The sequence below is a fragment of the Phocaeicola sp. genome (assembly GCF_048170425.1).
GTDB lineage: Bacteria > Bacteroidota > Bacteroidia > Bacteroidales > Bacteroidaceae > Phocaeicola.
The window spans coordinates 1-3,782 of sequence record NZ_DBEXBB010000179.1 but is presented as its reverse complement, the minus strand read 5'-3'; the positions used below and the strand labels follow the sequence as shown (position 1 = coordinate 3,782).

The following is a 3,782-nucleotide window of genomic DNA, read 5'->3' as shown; positions in this document are numbered from 1 at the left end:
ATGTTTTTTCATAGGCTTTGGGGAGTGCTAAAAAACACAAGTGCGTTTGATTTGAAACGCAAGTGCGTTTGGATTGAAACGTAAGGACGTTTTATCTAAAATGTAAGTGCGTTTTAATCAAAACTCTTCGGCGTTTTCCTTTAAACGCAAGTGTGTTTTTTGAAACTGTTTGAAAGAAAATTCTTCCTAATTTATAATATCTTGTTTATTAATTGTTTATCCATTGTTTCGGTATTCCAGCGGACTCATTCCGACATAACGTTTGAAGTATTTTCCAAAGAATGATACATTGGCAAAGTTCAGTGAGTCGGAGATGTTCTGTATGGAAAGCTGTGAAGATTTCAGCTGTGACTTGGCATCCATGATGACCATGGACGAGATAATGTCCACGCAGGTTTTCCCCGTAATCTGTTTCACCGTAGTGCAAAGGTGGGCATGCGTAATCTGTAGCTTCTCGGCATACCAGGCTACGTTTCGTGTCTGGTTGTAATGCTGCATGACCAGCTGGGCAAAGTTGCGGCAAATCAGTTCACTCTTTGATAATGAGTGTACTTCGTCCGTTTTGTTCCGGTAGAGCATGGATATACCTTTATGTATGTCGGCATACAGGTTGGTGGCGATTTCCGGCCTGATTTTTTCCGGAAGAAATTCATACATCTTGATGAGCAGTTGCATGTATTCTTCCATCATTTTGGCGCCTTCCGGTCTTAGTCGGATAACCGGACGTCCTAGTGTGAGATACATCGTGTCCAGAAAAGAGTGCGACTGGAGATTGTGTTCCATAAATTGTGAAGAAAAGCCTCCGAAATAAATGTTCAGCTCTCCTTTGATATCGTTCACTTGAAATATACTTCCTGGAGTAAGAATGATAAAGTCATTGGCTTCTACCTTTATTTTATTCAGATTGACCGAGGCCTCTACCTCTCCGGAGGTGCAAAGTACGAATATTTCACATTTCAGACGTACCGGATAGTTTCTGTATAATCCCAGCAGTTCCTTGCTGATTCCGGTACCAACCAGCCATTCTTCAGGCAAGTCTATTTTAGGAAGTTCCTTTTCCATCTTGTTTTGTTTTTTGCGTGATTTTTATGCCGAGTATATCGCACGTTCCTATGCAAAGATAGAAAAATTACAGATTTTATTGCATATTTCCGCCACCCTTGTTCTCTCCTCCGGCTTTTACATCATCGTTTGTGATGCTTCGCTGTGTCTTTTTTACTTGTGTTTTCAATTCGCCGAACCGCCAGCTGATGCTGATTCCGTATCTGCGTGAGGGGTAGCTGCTTTCCGACCATGAGCGGAATGTGTCTGCCCACGTCTCACTGCTATAGGAGTTGTATTTTTGGAAAATATTGCTGGCAAAAAGCGAAATGTTAAGCCGTTTGTCTTTCAGGAAAGAACGGTTCAGGTTGATGCCATAATAATAGAAGGAAGAGCCTTTTCCTTGCAGGGATACGTAAGGCGTGCTTCCACCACCGTAAAGGCTGAGTCGTAGTTCCCAGGGAATGGTCTGTTGCACGTTGGCAAACACGTCACCGGAAAATCCGCTGTTGCGTGAGTTCAGTTCCTTGCTCTGGTAGTCAGAGTAGCTTCCGCTGGTGTTGAGTGAGAGGCGAGTGGTGCTGCCCGGATTCCAGTTCATCCATAAGGCCAGGCGTGTACGCTGGCTCTTGCCTACATTGCCGTACGTATTTTCCTGTACCCCGTTGTTCATGAAAGAATAACGCTCAATTCCGTTGTTGGTAAACGTATAAGTAAGGTTGGCATTCAGGCTGAACTTGGCGCTGAAGGTATTGAATGTCATTCCGAGAATGTGTGCCTTTTCCGTATCCAGATCCGGATTACCGTAGCTGATGGAAGTCGGGTTGCTGGTATCGCGGAAAGGATTCAGGTACCATATTCCCGGACGGTTGATGCGCATGTTGTAGTTGGCGCGCAGGCTGGCGCTTGTACCTAACATGTAGGACAAATTCAGGGTAGGCACTACGTCGTCGAATCCGGCTTTGAAATTGCGTTCGGGCATGTAGTCGTATTCCACGTCCATAAATGTGTGTTCATAGCGTATACCGGCTTTGGCCCCGAATTTTTTCCATTTCAGCTGGTAGTCGGCATAAGCAGCCAGGATGTGCTGTCCTTGCTGGTATTTGCTTGAGAGGGCCTGACTGGCCTCCATCTCACCTTCTGCATTTTCCAGAAAATACTGGCTGTCGCTGTAATTCTCACGGAAAATGTATTTCATGCCGGCATCCATGTAATGGACTTCATTCAGCGGATTGACATAATCAATCTGTGCCGTGTGTTCCGCTGTATGCGCGTCGTTGTCGAAATACTGGTGTGGCAGGTTGAAAGGTACGTCTTTTATTTGGTCATAGTCGGTGTCGGCCTTATTTCCGTTCGGCGAGTGGTTGAACTTGTAGGATAAGGTGAGGTATTCTCCCTTCTTCCTGAAAGAATGCTGGTAGTCGGCATTGATACCGATGTTTCCAAACTGGCTGGTAGACTGGTTGAGGGTCAGATAGCTGTAGCGTTCTTTCCAGTCATTATCGTTCATGACGGTGCGCGAATCGCCATGTATATCAAATTTTCCTCCAAATACGTTGGCTGAGAATGTAATCAGATTCAGACTATCTATCTCATAACTTCCTTCGAGGTTTCCGAACTGGAAATTCCCTGTACTCTTGGAAGAACCTTGTGTCAGCAGATGGCGGTAGTCGGTAGAAGTGAAATCCTCACGTCCGCTTTCAGAAAGGCTGCGGGGCTGGTTCTGATGGTTGTATGAATAGTTTCCGGTGAGGGTGAGCTTTCCTACCTGCACTGTTCCGTAGGCATATCCCGACACCCCCATGTTATTGGCATTGGCTCCGAGAGTAACGTTGTAACCCTGCATCTTGGCATCGGTCGTGATGATGTTCAGGATACCTCCGATACCTTCCGCATCGTATTTGGCCCCTGGTTCGGTTATCACTTCAATGGACTTGACGGAATTGGCTGGCAGGCTGCGGAGCACTTCTTTCGGGTTGTTGCTCATCAGCGTGTTGGGTTTTCCGTTTACGTGTACCTTGAAATTGCTGGAGCCGTTGACCTGTATGTTGTCTTCTCCATCGACGGTGACGAGCGGTACCTTTCGCAGCATTTCAAGGGTGGTATTGGTCTTGGAGTCGGGGTCGTCTTCTATGCTGTAGGAGATTTTGTCGATTTCCGCTTTTACAAGTGGTTTCTGGGCTACCACTTCCACGCCTTTCAGCATTTGGGCATCATCGCAGGTATATAGGGTGCCCAGATCGGCTGCACGCTTGGTTTCGGATATGGTGAAGCGGCGAATTACGGTACGTTTGCCCACAGAAGTAATTTGCAGGGTATAATTCCCGGTTTGTGGCAATTTTTCCTGGAATTTGCCTTTTGCATCGGTTACATTCATTCTGACCGGTTTTTCCGGCGATTGGTCAAGCGTAATGCGTATGGTGGCGTAAGGTTCACTTTCATGAGTCAGTGAGTCAACGAGTGTGCCTTTCACGGAAAATTGTGCATGAATGTTGCATACGCTTAGAATCAGAAAAGTAAAGATGCCTGTAAAGTAGGCAAGAATTTTGTGTTTCATAAATTAAGGTGTTTTTCCGATTATTTTATTTCGGGTGTTTCAAAGATAGTGAAAAAATAAATTGATTAGGCGGGTTGTGAATAAAATAAGTATATACGGAGTGAAAGATAGGATAGTATATTTTAAAAATAGACCATTGGATGAGGATAAAAAGGATACTTTTTGATTAATTATCAATACTATT

General features: G+C 44.9%; 2 protein-coding genes. Both read right to left on the bottom strand.

Annotation, left to right across the window (positions count from 1 at the left end; genetic code table 11):
• Positions 1–216: 216 nt before the first annotated feature.
• Positions 217–1,062: a helix-turn-helix domain-containing protein gene (locus ACMJ0U_RS07040; RefSeq protein ID WP_417129158.1), complete on the bottom strand. Its 846-nt coding sequence runs from the start codon at positions 1,060–1,062 to the stop codon at positions 217–219.
• Positions 1,063–1,138: 76 nt separating this feature from the next.
• Positions 1,139–3,598: a TonB-dependent receptor domain-containing protein gene (locus ACMJ0U_RS07035; protein ID WP_417129157.1), complete on the bottom strand. Its 2,460-nt coding sequence runs from the start codon at positions 3,596–3,598 to the stop codon at positions 1,139–1,141.
• Positions 3,599–3,782 lie beyond the last annotated feature (184 nt).

What these genes read in the sequence shown, in the direction of transcription:
- ACMJ0U_RS07040 (WP_417129158.1), bottom strand. Translation starts at nt 1,062, where the DNA reads ATGGAAAAGGAACTTCCTAAAATAGACTTGCCTGAAGAATGGCTGGTT.
- ACMJ0U_RS07035 (WP_417129157.1), bottom strand. Translation starts at nt 3,598, where the DNA reads ATGAAACACAAAATTCTTGCCTACTTTACAGGCATCTTTACTTTTCTG.